The organism is Actinophytocola gossypii (assembly GCF_025165815.1).
GTDB lineage: Bacteria > Actinomycetota > Actinomycetes > Mycobacteriales > Pseudonocardiaceae > Actinophytocola > Actinophytocola gossypii.
Window position 1 is genome coordinate 1 of sequence record NZ_JAFFZE010000026.1, and the last position, 13842, is coordinate 13842.

Below are 13842 nucleotides of genomic sequence, written 5' to 3' on the forward strand. Positions count from 1 at the left end.
CCGGACACCAGTGGTGTGGGGTCAGTGATCTTGGTCTGACCTGGTGTGCAGGGCTTCGAACGTGACGGGGCTGTGCATGCCGATGCTGGAGTGTCGGCGTTTCGGGTTGTACCAGCACTCTATCCATTCGAATATCGCGTTAGCAAGCTCGTCTCGGGTGTGCCATTGTTTTTGGTCGAGGACTTCGAGTTGGAGTGTTCCCCAGAAGGATTCCATCATGGCGTTGTCGTAGCAATCGCCGACGGTGCCCATTGAGGCGAGCAGCCCGGCGGTGCGAAGACGCTGGCCGAATGCCCACGATGTGTATTGCGAACCGTGATCGGAATGCAGAATGGTGGAGTTATTGTCGGGGTGCCGTCGAATGGTGGCCATGCCGAGGGTGTCGGTGACGAGTTCGGTGCGCATGTGACTGTTGATCGACCAGCCGATGATCATGCGGGAGTAGGCGTCCATGACCGCGGCGCAGTAGACCTTCCCTTCTCCGGTGGGGTGTTCGGTGATGTCGGTGATCCACAACCGGTCTGGTTCATCGACGGTGAAGTGGCGGTTGACCAGGTCCGGAGCCGGTTCGGCTGCCGGGTCACGGACCGTGGTCCAGGACCGTTTGCGCCGGTAGAGGCCCTGGATGCCGGCCTGGCGCATGAGCCGTTCGACCCGTTTCCGGTTCACGGACATCCCCAAACCCAGGGTGAGTTCTGCGTGCACCCTCGGTGACCCGTAGGTGCCGCGTGAATCAGCGTGGATCTGCTCGATATATTTCACCAGCAACTCGTTCTCGCGGGCACGACCCGACACCGGCCGGTCGCGCCATTCGTAGTACCCGGAGCGAGACACGCGTAACACCCGGCAGGTCACCGCGACATCAATGTTGTCGTCGGCGAGTTCACGGACCAGCGGGTAGATTACTTTGGGAGTACGTTCTCCCGCGCGAAGTAGGCGGCAGCACGTTTCAGGATCTCGTTCTCCATCTCGAGCTGCCGGTTCTTCTTACGCAGCTCAGCGAGTTCCTTCTTCTCCGCGCTCGTCAACCGGCCAGTGCTGCCGCCGTTGTCGTCGGTCTCGGCCTGGGACATCCAGTTCCGCAGACAGGACACGCTGATCCCGAGATCCTTCGCCAGCTCAGCGACCGATTTGGTCTGCTCACGAGCCAGCTCGACAGCACGACGACGGAACTCAGGCGGGTGTGGTGCAGGCACGAAGACATCCTCCCTGGTGACCACAGGTCACCTCAGGTGAGGTGTCCGGGCAACGGGGGGAAGCTCAGACCTCGCCCCAGCGGCCGAACGGTTTGTTGCTGGTGACGATCAAGCTGGCCCGCTCATAGCGGGACGAGACCAGCTGGAAGAACAGGTTCGCTGCTTCGGCTTCGAACGGGATGTAGCCGACCTCATCCACGATGATCAGCGGGATCCGGCCGAGTTTGACCAGCTCAGCCTGCAGCTTCCCGGCTTGGTTGGCGTCGGCGAGGCGGGCAACCCACTCGGCTGCGGTGGCGAACGCGACGCGGTGCCCGGCCTGGCAGGCCCGCATCCCGAGCCCGATCGACAGGTGCGTCTTCCCGGTCCCGGGCGGCCCGAGGAACACCACATTCTCTTTCCCGGCAATGAAATCCAGGGTGCCGAGGTGGGTGATGGTGTCGCGTTTGAGCGAGCGTTGGTGGTCGAAATCGAACTCCTCCAACGATTTCCGTGCCGGGAACCGAGCGGAACGGATCCGGCCCTCCCCGCCATGGGACTCCCGCGCGGCCACCTCACGTTGCAGGCAAGCGGCGAGGAACTCCTCGTGCGTCCAGGACTCGGCGCGGGCGCGTTCGGCGAGCCGTTCGACGGCCTGGCCCAGCGAGGGGGCCTTCAGCGCTCGGGCGAGGTAGGCGATCTCGCCCTCGACGTTGCGGCCGCTGGTTTTCACGGCCGTTTTCGCGGTGGTCATCAGGCGATCCCTTCGTCGCTGCCGGCGAGGCCGAACAGGCGGTCGTAATCGGTCAAGGCCCGGTGCTCGACGCTCGTGTCGGCCTTGGGAACCGCGACCAGACGGCGGGCCTGGCGCATCCGGGCGGCCGCGGCCGCGTGGGCGGGGTCGGTGATGCTCTGGTGGCTGGCCCAGCAGCGGGCATGCCGGGCAACCGGTGTGTTGTCGCAGGTCACCACGACCTCGGCAAGGTCCGCGACGATCTGGACCCGGCGGCCGACCGCGCTCGGGTGGACCGAGTAGTCATTGGAATCGAGCCGGACATAGTGATCCCGCGGCAGGCGGGTGCTCAACCGCCAGCCGGTCACCGGCGCGACCGGCGGCAGCGCCAGCATCGCCGAGCGGTCCGCGTCCCACCGGTCCAGCGGCCGGCAGCCCAGCCGGCGGTGCTGGCGCTGGTTCGCCCGCTGCAGCCAGCCCGCGAGCTGGGCGTTGAAGTCGCCCGGACCGGTGAACGCCCGGCCGGGCAGGAACGAGGTCTCCAGATAGCCGTTGGCCCGTTCGACCAGCCCCTTCGCCTCCGGGTCGCCGGGCCGGCACTGGATCACCCGGATCCCGAGGGTTCCGCGGAACGCGTTCATCGGCTCGGTCAGCTGGGGCTTCCCGCCGCGCCATTGCCCGACCGCGGACTCGTTGTCCCAGACCAGGGCCTTCGGGACCCGGCCCCAGCCGCTGATCAGCGCCCAATGCCCGGCCAGCAGGTCCGGCGACTGCCGCGACGGCAGCATCACCGCAGTGATCACCCGCGAATAGCCCGACACCATCACCAGCACCGGCGGCCGACCGGTCTGCCCGAACCCACGCGGCACGTCCCCCGGCGGGAACCACAGGTCGCACTGCGCCAGCTCGCCCGGCTGGTACTCCGTCCGCGACGCCGGATCCGCCGGCCTGAACAACGGCCGCAGCTGCTGAACCCGCTCGAAGAACACCGTCTTTCCGCGTTCCCAGCCGACCCGTTCCAAGATCACCGTCGAGGGCATCTCCGGGAACTCCGCCAGCAATGCCCGGATCTGCGGCTCGACCGCGTCCACGATCGAGCCTTTCGCCGCCCGCTCATACCGCGGCGGCTCATGCGAGGCCAGCGCCTTCTTCACCGTGTTCTTCGAGATCCCCAGCCTGCGAGCGATGGCCCGGATCGCCATCCCCTCAGCCCGATGCAACCGGCGGATCTCCGCCCAGTCCTCCACGTTCAACACCTCATGATCGTTCATGGGTGGGTCAATATTCGCCCGGAACCAGAGGGTCAGTCTTCAGGCGGAACCGACACTGCTCGGTGATCGTCACGAACGGAACCGCGACGATCACTCGCTTGCACCCCGGGCCGCGGCGTGGTGCAACGCGAACGCCCCCGACGCCAGCGTCTTGCCCGCCCCTGTCGGCGCCGCGAGCCGGAAGAACCCCGGCCCCCGCCGCTGCTTCCCGGCGGCCACGCACGCCCGGTACACCTCCTCGCGCACCGGATCCATCGGCGACGCCGCCTTGTCGCGCAGCGAGTCCGCCCTCCGCCGCTCGAACCGGTGCACAAGGGACGTGAAGTCGGCATCTGGGCGAACCGCTGGCCGGTCGGTACCAGCGAAGTGCGCCGAGGTGTCCAGGAAGTCCGCATCGCACAACGCGCTGAACACCAACCGCACCGCCATCTCCGCGACCAAGGGATTTCTGCGCCACAGCTCGGGGATGGGCTCCGGCTCAACACCGCGCAGCTCAGGAAACAACAGCGCTGCCACCCGGTCCGCGTCAGCGCAGCTCGCGAGTTCCTCGTCCGACAAGCCGGCCAGCCGCTCCGCCACGTCGGCCCGCGTTCTCAACCCACCATGGTGTCCCGCAGCACACACCGCGAACACACCAAGGCCGCGGTCCTGTGCCAACCGCACTCCCAGGAACTTGTGGTCCAAGCCGACCCGAACACGGGTGCCCTCCACTGCGGCCAGCCGCTCCTGCCACACGCCCGACGTCTTCCCGACGTCATGCAACAAACCCCAGCCACCAGGCCACCTCCCCACCACCGAAAACGCCCTCGAAACGCTCAGCAAGCGCCGCCACATTCCGAGCGTGAAGTCACCAACCCATGCCGCACACCACGACGATTCACGCTGTACGCCCACACCTGATCCACCACAACAGAACCCATCACATCCCCATCAGCACACCCGGCCTACTTGGCCAACCGCGCGCACCGTACAAGCAGCCACAGACACTCCGGCAGCGCTGCAGACGTGAACACCGAATGTCGCGATTTTCGCGGAAGACGCGAGTGTGACCGCAGGCTGAACCGGTCGACAATCAGAACGGCTCCTCACTGCACGCGAACCCACTTCAGCAATCACGGATTCATTGAAACTGACCTGAACTCATGCCACTCGACAACGGCGGAGTGCCGATCGAACGATGGGTCTGCAGTCCGGACACCACTATCTGGTCGAGTTCACCGAACCGCCCATGGCGAAGCACACCGGCTCGACCCTGCTCGCGCCTGCTCTCGACCGGTCCCAGCAGGACGGCGAACTCGGCACGTGGTGGTTCGTGCGTATCACCGTGGCCACCTTCGGTGGCACTGCCCCGCTGCTGATCAGCGACCTGTCCAACCCGGGCATGGCCGTCGCCTTCTTCTGGTACGTGGCGGGCGGGAGCGGCGATCGCCTTCGTGGTCGTCCTCACCCTGCCAGAGACGGGCGGCAGGTTGCTGCGCTGACCGCCACGTCAGTTGGGGCGCAGCCACAGTCCGGTGAGCCCTGGCAGTAGCCGCACCACGGGCAACGAAAGCGCTGGGCCGGTTCACCGGCCGGGCAGGGTGAACTGAGAATGTCTGCGCCCAGGGCCAGGTCGAGTGCGTCCGCGTCACGCACGCCGGCGACTGTCTCACCTGGCCACAGAATCGGGTATCGCTCCTGGCAGTTCGCGCAGGTTCTGGTGCCCCACCACGCGGTCTTGCAGGCCAGGCACCGGCACTGGAATGTGTCGTCGCGACGTGGTTCGAACTCCGTCGCCTGGCCACCGCACAGTGGGCAGCAGGTGTACAGGTCGAACTTCGCCGCGCCCGTTCGAAGGGAGGCACGAAGACCCTCGATGAACTCTTCGTGCCGCTTGTCGAAGCGAGCACGGCCGTGATGGGTCTGCTGTTTGAAGACCTCGACGAACTCCGCCAGTTCGGACTCGGCGGGGCGGCGGGCTAGCTCGATGCTCTTGTTCGTGGTTCGGAACCAGTCGGCGTCCGGCCGGGGCGTCCGTTTGGCCACCGGTACCCGAACGGGATATCCGGTGACCATCGGCAGGCCGAGCACGATCCACCGCAGTGCGCGCGCCAGGCGCTCGACGCTCTCGATCTCAAGTGGAGTCATGGGTATGACGGCGAACGGGCCCGTTGCCGCCTTCCCGGCGAGTCGGGGGCGTATCGAGTAGAGCCGGCGTCGGATCGAGGTGGGCAGTCGCTCCCGATCGGAGCGCAGCCCGGGGTACGCGACGATCAGTGGCGTGGGATCCGTGGCAGCCGCCGTGTGCAACCTGCGCACGCGGTCCAGCACCACCGGCTCCGGCGCGGGTGCGGACAGGTCGTGGCCGAGCGCGAGGATCCGGACCAGCACGTCCGGGCCGGCGGACACCAGGATGGCGCCGTCACCGTCGATCGTCACCGTCAGCTCCCGCGCGGGCGCCGCGATCCGGACGGTCACGCCTGGCCGGGGCGCCGGTCCGGCGGGAGTGACCGGCTCGTAGCCGAGCGTTTCGAAGGCACGCATAGCGAGTGCGGCGACGTAGGCGTCATAGCCGTCGAGAAAACGCTCGTCAACCTGCCGTTGCTGATCCCTCGCGGTCGCATCGTAGAGCGCCCAGCTTTCCCACAGCGTGCCGACACGGCGATAGCGGGACTCGTTGCTGAACAGGTTGGTGCGCGCCAACCGCACCGGCAGCCGCACCCGACGGTTGGCCCGTTGGTATGCCGGCGAACCGCGCAGTGCGAGCACTTTCCTCCTGACGTCGCGCAGCTCACGCAGGCTTTCCTGAATGAGCGGGGCGGCCTCCGTCGTCTCGCCGACCGTCGCCGCCAGCAACGTCGACAGCCGTTCGCGCTTGCGCCAGTTCTGTGGCCGGCGCAGCGACTGCTGGAACTCGTCGTAGCTGATGAGCCCGTTGGCCAGTTCGGTCAGCTCACGGATCCGGCGGGAAAGGTGCGCGCGCAGGCAATCGACCAGCTGCGCGGCGACGCGGTTCTCGTAGAAGTCGAGCTGCTCGACGTACCGCATGGACACGAGGCGCAGCGGGTGGATCCGGCCGTGCTCGAACCCGGCCCAGTCCTCGGTGTGCTCGGCCAGCCTGGTGAGTCCGGCCGGCGGGACCCGCCTGGCCATGCCAGCGCGAACGAGCTCGGTGGTCGAGTCGAGCCGGTCGTGTGGGTTCCAGCAGACGGCACGGAGGGCGTCGGTCTCCCTGATCGTGGCCAGATCGAGATCGTTCAGGACCGCCCGGTCGGCGACGTCGGGGACGAACATGTTCGCCTCGGCCCATGCGGCGACGGTCGAGTCAGCCAGCAGTTCGTCGCCGATGTGCGTCACCGCGGCGAGAACGAGCTCGTCCGGCCGGCCGTCGTCGCGGGTGTTGGCGTGTCGCACGATCAGCCTTCCCTGCGCCGGATCTCCTCGTCCAGGACCCGGTGGCAGCGCACCGGGTCGCCACCGAACCCGATGTCCCGCCACTGTTCCTCGACAGCCGTCTTCAGCGCCCCGATCCGCTGCTCGTTCGCGTCGTAGCGCCCGCGCAGCTGGCGCAGCACCTTGGTTGCGACGAAGTGGTCGACCGCCAGGGCGAGCCCGTCCTGGTCGCCGTCGCCGTAGTCGTACCGCGCGTCGACCTTCCCCACGTCGTGCCGCGCGGCGACCACCACCGGAACGAACCGGTCGACCTGACCCGTGACCCGCGGGGTCACGGCGATCCGGCCGTGCTCGTACAACGGATCGGCCAGCGCGGCGACGAACCTCCTCGCCTCCTGCACCGCCGTCCGGTGCCGTTGCCTGGCCGAGCCGAACGCCCTGCGGAGTGCCTCGGTCCCGAATGGCTGATCCTCCCTGGCGCTGGTGTTCTCCACCCACGGGCGCTGGGCAGGCAGCTCCATCACGTGCGCCCGGTTGTAGGTCTTGTCCGCGAACTCCAGGGTGGACTCATCCTGGTTCGCGGTGCCGACGAACCACACGTTGTCCGGCAGCGCGATGCTGGTGCCGCCCTCCCGCAGCAGCTCCGGCTCCCGCCCGCTGCTCTTGGTGACCAACTGGATCGGCTTGCCGTCGTCGTTCTCCAGCTTGGACAGGATCACCGAGAAGTACTGCTCCGGACGGGAGAGGTTCATCTCGTCCAGGACGACGAAGAACGGCCGGTGCCGGTATCGCGGCGTCTGCGCGAGGTAGAGCGCCTGCAGGAACTCCGACTCCTCGAATCGGCCTTCGAAGGTGTTGTGGTGTCCGAACAGGTCCGCGCGGTCCCGCCAGCCCGCCTGCACCTCCACGACGGTGCAGTGCGAGCCGAGTGCGGCGGCGAGCGCGCGCGGCAGCGAGGTCTTGCCGATGCCACTCATTCCTTCGAGCAGATGCAGCCTGCTCATGGCCAGCCCACCGAGCATCAGGCAGACGTCGTTGAGCCGGTATGCGCGCGTGCTCCTGGCGAGCATCGTGGACTGCAGGTTCCGTGCCAGCTCTGCGAGATCGGGCGGGTCGGTGACCAGCTCACCGTGGTCGTTCAGCGCCTCGTCGTCGTCCATGCCGACGCACTTCGGGAACAGAGGAGTGCCCAACTCGGGGCGGTCCCGGTACAAATCCTCGACAGTGGCCCGCAGCTCGGCGATGCGTGTCTCGTATCCCCTGGTCAGCACCGCGTAGTGCTGTTCGGCGTCGCGGAGTTGGGCTACCTGGAGGTTGTTGATCCGGTCTGCCAGCGCGGCGCCCCGGAGTTCCTGCGTCTCGTACTCGAGCTTCTCCCGCAGTGCCTTCAGCTCACTGTTCTCCCGCTCCAGCCGGCGCAACCGGTCGAGGTCGTCGTCGTCGAGCCGTGCGGCCAGCCTGTCTCGCAGGTCCGTGTTCTCCGCTTTGACCCGATCGAGCTGATCCTGCAACTGGCGGGGGTCGGTGTTCGCGAACTGGCGCAGGTCGATCTCGTACCTGCGGAGCTGCTCGCTGAGCTCGTCGACGAGCTGGCCCGCCGACTCGGCCCTGATCTCCGCCAGGTGCCGCTGGCGGTCGCTCTCGGCCACCGCTATCTCCGCGCGCGCGGAGATCTCGTCCTCCAGGGCGGCCTGTTGCCGTTCCAGAGCGATCCGGTCCCGGTTCAGCGCCCTTCTGGCCAGGTCCAGGCGCTCGTCGGCCTGCTCCAGCTCCGTGCGGACGCGCTGATGTTCCTTCTCTGCGGCCTCGCGCTCCCGCGCCAGCTCGGCGGCGTCGGCGGCGAGCTTCGCGTGGCTTTCAGTCTCCCGCTGCCGCAGTTCCTCGGTGAGCCGCTGGTGTGCCGCCGCGGCCCGCTCGGCGAACCCGGTCTCGGCTTCCTGCTCGCGGTCGCGCACCCGCTGCTCCCGGTCGGCGAGTTCGGTTGTCTTCGCGGTGGCCTCGGTGAGCAGCCGCTCCGCGGTGGCTCGGGCGTCCTCAGCCTGGGTCCGTTCCGTGTGGGCGGTCTCGCGCAGCTTCGCCAGCTCAGCGGCCCGAGTCTCGGCGAGCCGTTCCCGCTCGGCGGCCTTGTCAGCGAGTTTCCTGTACAGCTCGGTCTGCGCGTCGAGCGCGTCATAGGCGGCGAGCAGCTGGTCGTCGGTGACCTGACCGTTGACCGGAGGCACCTCGGGGAGTGTCACCGGCTCGGTCACCCCCTCGGCCGCGAGCGCGGCGGTGAGCTCGTTGGTCTGCCCGGCCCGAGTCACCGCACGGCGCACGTCGGCCGCTCTCTGCTGCCGGGTGGAGGGCTGGCCGTTCGTCGAGGGCGTCGGCCGGCGCCCACCCGAGGGGCTGTTGTGCTGGCGTCGACTATTCCTCTTCTTCGCCATGGATGACGTGGTCCTTTCCAGACAGGTCGGGTAGCGGCTGCCCCAGATAGGCCGCAGTGATTTCCTGGGCGAGTTCCCATGCCGTCTCCGCGGACGCGCGGTTCAGCTCCACCGGATCGGCATGCGAGACCTTGTTCCGGTCGCCGGACAGGAACGTCAGCTGGGTCAGCAGCTTCGGCCGAACGGCGGCCAACTGCCGAAACGGGTGGTTCGCGCCGCCGTTGACGGCGGAGATCAACGCGGCGGCGAGCAGTGGGGGTGTCTTGGCATCCCGCGGCTTCCGCAGGGCGGAGCGGATCGCCGGTGGGTCGGCCACCCGGAGATGCTCATGCTGGGAGTACAGCAGACCGATCGCACGGCAACATTCCCCCAGGTACGGGCGCAGCGGTTCGTCGATCCTCCGCATTGCCGCCTCGGTGACGGGATGATCGGCGACTATTTCCCGCAGGATTGACTCGTGCAGTTGCCACGAGTTGCGGACGACGTCACCGAGCACCGGAGATCGCCCGGAATGCAGGCGCAGGCGGCTGATGTCGCGCTCAAGCAGGACCAGCAGCTCGTAGCGATACCTGTGTTCCCGAAGTCTCGGCGTGAACCTTCGCTCGATCGACTCCCCGAGAGTCTGCCGTAGGGCGACATCCAGCTGGTCGTACTCGACGAGCAGCGCGTCGCTGCGCTGACCGACGAACTCGTCGATGCGCGTACCGAGCGCAGACCACCTCAGGGCGCGGGTGGCGACGAGCCGGCGTAGGTAGGTGCTCTGGCGTCCGGTGAACGGGCTGTGTGCCACCCAGCTGACGCTCTCCACCCCGTTCTCGGTTCGCCTGCGCAGCCGCAGCTCGACCGGGACGTAGACCGGCTGCCCGGTGTTGATCATCGAGACCCGGGTGACCACGCGGTCAGGCGGGGGCGAGGCCCACGCGCGTGCCTTCTCGCCGCGCCGGTTGACCTTCTCTCCGCGACCGACCGCTTCGACGACCTGTTCATGGCTCGGCGGCTCGACGGCCGCATGAACGTCGTCCGGCACCGGCACCGGCAACGCGCGGATGCTCATCGGCGCCCCAGGTGTTCGCAGCTGGACGGTGACGGCCAGCCGATGACGCCACTCAACCAGCGCGTACTCCGGCCGCGTCGTGGACGCCGGCCACAGCGTTCCGGTGAACGGGTCCTGGTAGACGAACGTGACGATGGTCCTGGTCGGGTCAAGGAACCCGTCCTTGAGCGCGGCCCGACCGGACAGTGTCACCGCCCCCCTTGCGTCCATATAGGACAATTGGCGGAGATCGGCGTGGACGAGGCCGACCAACCCCGGTTCGAGGCCGAGCAGGCGGCCGATGTCCGTCCGGTCGCGGACCCCGGCACGGGCGAGACCGAGGACGGCTCGCTGGAACATGTTGAGCCGCTGCTCGTGCACAAGTGGCGCGACCACCCGGTACTGCAGCGTCGGCCAGAGAATCCAGCGCCGGGCACCCTTCGGCTCGACCTGGTTGGGCAACAGCACTGGCGTCTCAGGTCCGAATGCCGGCACCGGACTCCCCCTCGCACAACTCCAGGAACGCGACCAGCCCTTCGCCCATCGACCGCGTCTCGCCGCGCTCGTTCTCCTGGACCGGCAGCGCCGAGCGGTCCGCCATCGCGGCGTCGCCGACCGCGATCAACAACCTGCGTTGCCTGCTCATCGCGACACACATCCGGCTGTCCCGCAACAGGTGGCCGTAGCGACGAATCGCCTCGTCGACCCGCACCGGTCCCTCCGGCGGTTCGCTGCTGCGGGTGACCGACAGCAGCACGACGTCGAACTCCATGCCCTGGAACGCATCCACCGTGCCGACCCGCAACCGCGGTCTGGGTTTCTCCTCCCTGGTCCACTGCAGCTTCCTCGCCGGCTCGAACTCGTCGTCGTCGTTCATCACGCCGAGCTCGGCACTGACCAGCTCCGCTTCGATGGCCTCCTTCTGCGCCTTGTAGAACGTGATCAGCCCGAAGGTCAACGTCTCCTCGGTGTCGAGCTCGACGAGCCGGGCCAGCTCCCGCACGAGCCGTTCCGCCTCGACGAGGCGCACCCTGCTGGTGCCCGACCGCTGTTCACCACCCGAGGCGAGCGGCACGTCGATCCACCCGGCGACCTTGCCCCGGTACGGCGACAGGTCGTGCGTCAGCGACTCGGTAGACGGGTGCGACCTGATGGCCTCTGGCCCGCCGTAGAACACCTCGCTGACGAACCGGCCGAGGTCGGGGTGCATCCGGAACTGCGTGTCCAGCCGGATGGTGCGGATCTTCGCATCCTGCTCGCCGAACATGGTGAACCAGCGCTCGAACAGACTCGTCGACAGGTCCGCGGTGTCCGCCTTCCTGTTCCGGAGCAGTTCGCGTTCCACCTTCTGCTCGAGCACGTGCGGCAGCTGCTTGTGGTCGCCGACCAGCACGATGCGGGTTCGCGCACAGGACAGCGGAATCATCAGGTCGAGCGGGTTCGCCCGGGCCGCCTCGTCGACGATGACCGTCTCGAACACCGGCAGCGGCGCGTCGAGCACCCGGTTCATCTCCATCGACTGTGCCTGCTGCACGGTCGATGCGAGTACCGAGTTGTACGCGCCGAGCGTCGACTCCACCTCGGCGAGGTCCTCGGCGAGATCGGCGCGGTAGGCGAGCAGCACGTCGTCCGCACTGTCGACGTGCTCGGTCGTGGCCTCCGCCACCGCCTCGGCGAGTTGGTCGAGCAGGGTCTCGACCTCCGGGTCGCGGGTCGGGCCGGTCAGGTTCAGCCCGCCGGAGCGCAGCCCGTCCAGCAGGGACAACCGGAGCTTCGCGAGATCGGCCACCAGTGGCATGCCGCCATCTGGCTCACTGTCTCCTGCCAGCTCGAGCAGCGCCTTGTCGTTCTCGTCGAGCAGCCCGAGCTCGGTGAGCCGCGAGAGGGCGAAGGCGGCCCTGGCCGGCCCGTCGTCGGCGAAGGCGACATCGATCGCCCTGATCGACCGGATGGTCGCGCTCGCCGCCGCCAGTTCCTTCGTGGTCAACGAATGCCGGCCGCGAATCCTGCCGGTGATCGCCGAGCGCGCCCGCTCGATCCGGCCACGCAGCCGTGCGGGCAGGTCGTCCCCGGCGAGCCGCTTCGCGGTGTCCAGGATGCCGACGAGGTCGGCGTCGCCGACCGGTCGGTCACCGATGCTCGCCGCGAGTTGCCGAAGCTGGTTGACCTCCTCCCGGCGCAGCGCACTGCGCCGGTGCTCGGCGAGGTAGCCGTTGACCACGGCCAGCGTCTCGGTCCGCCATTCGCGCGCATGCTGGCGGCGGCGGGCGAGCTGCGAGTCGACCCTGGTCGGCGGGAGTCCCCGGTGCCTTGCCCGCCCGGCGACATTGTCCACCGCATCGTGCTGGAAGCTGGTGATCAGGGTGCGGTTCAGGGCCAACGCGTTATCCCCCAACAGGTCCAACGCACGCAGCAACGCGGTGATGAACTGCGTCTTCCCGGTTCCCGGCGGTCCCTGCACCAGCACGATGTCCGGTGTCCGCAACGCCAGCTTCAGCGCCTCCAGCTGGGAGCTCGTCGGATCCTTGCCACCGAACGCCTCCCGCACCGCAGCGGTCAGCACCCGGTCGTAGTTCCTGTCGACCCGCTGCCGCGCGTTCGGATCCGGTTGCCCCTCGAACAGCAACGCCAGCCCACGCATCTCCGCCTGCCCCGACCAGATGCGGTCACGTGCCTCGTCTCGCCGCCGCAACCGGGTGCGGTCACCGGAAAGCGACCGGAAAAGATAGCCGAACGGCGGCGGGTCGGGCCGGTCACCGTCCTGGGGCAGCGTGAGGTTGACCGTCCAGTTCAGCCGCGAGACGCTCTCCACGACACCTCGCGTGCCGGAGGACCTATTGCCCCCCGGCCCGGCAATCTCCGGCGGCGGATCGGCGGCAGCCTCCAGCTCCAGCTTTCCGTCGTAGGACGCCGCGGCACGAAGAAACTCGGCGGCCCGGTCACCCGGATGGAGCTGGAACTCGATGACCCCGTCGGCCTGAACCTGCCATCCCCGGTACTGCCCCCACTTGAGGCGCAGAGCCTCCTCGATGATCGCGTCCCGCTCGATGTTGTTGTACTCGCTCCACATCTCCATGTACGGGCGGGCGCCGTCGGCGAGACCGGCCAGCGCGGCGCGCACCTTCTCACCAGCCAGCGCGGCGGAGGTCCGGTCGGTGAAGGTCAGCTCGACCTCACTGAGCCGGACGAACTTGGGCAGCGGCCGGTTGTCGGTCATGCGCACGATGCACAGCCGGTCCTCGGTGATGACGACGTCGGCGACCCACCGAACGCCGTGCATCGTGAACGCCCCGAGACCTCCCCAGGGGTCGACGCTCGGCCCGCCACTGTGCACCAGGCGCTGCCGGCCTCGGCCCGGTGCGGCGGGCAGCGCGAACTGCTCGCGCAACCACCGCGCGACGTCCTCGAACGGCGCTCCGTCGGACCGCAGCTCGGTGCGGACCAGCCTGGCGACCTCGTCGTCGACACTGACACTCAACGGCTCGAGCAACGGCATACTGGCGAACCCGTGGCACTGGACCATCACCCGGATGTCGTCGTGTCCGGACTGCCTTGCCTGCGCGATCCAACTGGCCACAGCACGGCCCTGGGTAGCGAACAGGTTAAGCCGCGCCCGGTCGACCGCACGCGCCCGGAGCCGGCTACCGTCGGAATGGCGCAGCACGGCGTCATATCCCGCGCCCGGTCCCGCCTGGGTCACCGAGACCTCGTTCGGTTGGGCGAGTTTGGGTTTGCGAATCAGCGTCGTCAACCACGACGGCACCTGGGCCGAGGGCACGATGAACTCGACCATGTCGACCTCGCCGACCTGAAGCTGGTTCGCGAACATCAC

Annotated in this window: 10 protein-coding genes; 1 reads left to right on the plus strand and 9 read right to left on the minus strand. The window is 68.2% G+C overall.

What is annotated here, in order from left to right; genetic code table 11:
* Window positions 1-21 precede the first annotated feature (21 nt).
* The 5 genes from JT362_RS31120 to JT362_RS31140 all read right to left on the minus strand — a co-directional run bounded on the left by JT362_RS31120 (window position 22) and on the right by JT362_RS31140 (window position 4013).
* Window positions 22-855 (minus strand): IS3 family transposase, encoded by an 834-nt coding sequence (locus JT362_RS31120; RefSeq protein WP_260195446.1) that lies wholly within the window; start codon window positions 853-855, stop codon window positions 22-24.
* Between the two features lie 47 nt (window positions 856-902).
* Window positions 903-1220, minus strand: a complete 318-nt coding sequence (locus JT362_RS31125) for a transposase (RefSeq protein WP_260195447.1) — start codon at window positions 1218-1220, stop codon at window positions 903-905.
* A gap of 40 nt (window positions 1221-1260) precedes the next feature.
* Window positions 1261-1929, minus strand: a complete 669-nt coding sequence (gene istB, locus JT362_RS31130) for an IS21-like element helper ATPase IstB (RefSeq protein WP_311202776.1) — start codon at window positions 1927-1929, stop codon at window positions 1261-1263.
* Complete coding sequence (gene istA / locus JT362_RS31135; protein ID WP_260195551.1) at window positions 1929-3164, minus strand: IS21 family transposase; 1236 nt, start codon at window positions 3162-3164, stop codon at window positions 1929-1931. Before istA ends, istB begins: the two co-directional genes overlap by 1 nt.
* A 105-nt stretch (window positions 3165-3269) precedes the next feature.
* Entirely contained in the window at window positions 3270-4013 is a 744-nt protein-coding gene (locus JT362_RS31140) for a CRISPR-associated endonuclease Cas3'' (protein WP_260195552.1), read from the minus strand.
* 343 nt (window positions 4014-4356) lie between these two features.
* On the opposite strand from JT362_RS31140, the gene JT362_RS35685 reads away from it, so the two are divergent.
* Window positions 4357-4710: a hypothetical protein gene (locus JT362_RS35685; RefSeq protein ID WP_375546584.1), complete on the plus strand. Its 354-nt coding sequence runs from the start codon at window positions 4357-4359 to the stop codon at window positions 4708-4710.
* On the opposite strand, the gene JT362_RS31150 is transcribed toward JT362_RS35685, so the two are convergent.
* The 4 genes from JT362_RS31150 to JT362_RS31165 are packed head-to-tail and all read right to left on the minus strand — an operon-like array spanning window position 4623 to window position 13839.
* Window positions 4623-6572 carry a hypothetical protein gene (locus JT362_RS31150; RefSeq protein ID WP_260195448.1) on the minus strand — a complete coding sequence of 650 codons (1950 nt, stop codon included), beginning with the start codon at window positions 6570-6572 and terminating at the stop codon, window positions 4623-4625. The two genes, JT362_RS35685 and JT362_RS31150, sit on opposite strands and share 88 nt — an antisense overlap.
* Before the next feature lie 2 nt (window positions 6573-6574).
* On the minus strand, window positions 6575-8977 hold the full coding sequence (locus tag JT362_RS31155) for an AAA family ATPase (RefSeq protein WP_260195449.1): 2403 nt from the start codon (window positions 8975-8977) through the stop codon (window positions 6575-6577).
* Window positions 8958-10478, minus strand: coding sequence for a hypothetical protein (locus tag JT362_RS31160; RefSeq protein ID WP_260195450.1), 1521 nt, complete (start codon window positions 10476-10478; stop codon window positions 8958-8960). The genes JT362_RS31155 and JT362_RS31160 overlap by 20 nt, the downstream gene beginning before the upstream one ends.
* A 7-nt stretch (window positions 10479-10485) precedes the next feature.
* Entirely contained in the window at window positions 10486-13839 is a 3354-nt protein-coding gene (locus tag JT362_RS31165) for a DEAD/DEAH box helicase (RefSeq protein WP_260195451.1), read from the minus strand.
* Between the last annotated feature and the right edge of the window lie 3 nt (window positions 13840-13842).